The organism is Wolbachia endosymbiont of Drosophila incompta, assembly GCF_001758565.1.
GTDB lineage: Bacteria > Pseudomonadota > Alphaproteobacteria > Rickettsiales > Anaplasmataceae > Wolbachia > Wolbachia pipientis.
Window position 1 is genome coordinate 380,224 of record NZ_CP011148.1, and the last position, 439, is coordinate 380,662.

1 protein-coding gene is annotated in these 439 nt (G+C 33.9%); it reads left to right on the forward strand.

Annotated elements, in window-relative coordinates; translation table 11 throughout:
- Nucleotides 1-18: 18 nt before the first annotated feature.
- On the forward strand, nucleotides 19-195 hold the full coding sequence (locus tag WG67_RS08190) for a hypothetical protein (protein ID WP_155968924.1): 177 nt from the start codon (nucleotides 19-21) through the stop codon (nucleotides 193-195).
- The last annotated feature ends 244 nt before the right edge of the window (nucleotides 196-439 follow it).

Below are 439 nucleotides of genomic sequence, written 5' to 3' on the forward strand. Positions count from 1 at the left end.
CGTTAAGAAATTTACCAAATGAAAAAAAAGGCAAAAGAAGCCCTGGGGTTATTATCCGCTTTAAAATATTGGCGTTTTTTATGTTTTAAACGCTTGACAAGCAAGATTAAGCTGCTTTTAATTGCAACTAACTTACGCTGCAAATGTTTAAGAAGTTTACTAAGCAGAAAAAAAGACAAAGAATCCCCGAGTTAGCTAGTCTTTTACTATCTCTGTCGAGTATTGGCATTTTTTGATGTCTTGTAACGTATTCCAGCTTGTTCAGCTTATTTAGATAAAAATCTAGATGTAGATGAAGTTTTGTAAAGACATACAGTATCTATATACTGCAAAAAATTGAACATAAGACGCCGATACATTAAGTAATCCTTACCTTTTAATCTGCAGATTGGCGAAAGCAAATACAATAGCTTCAGTTTCATGATAAGTGCGCTGGCGG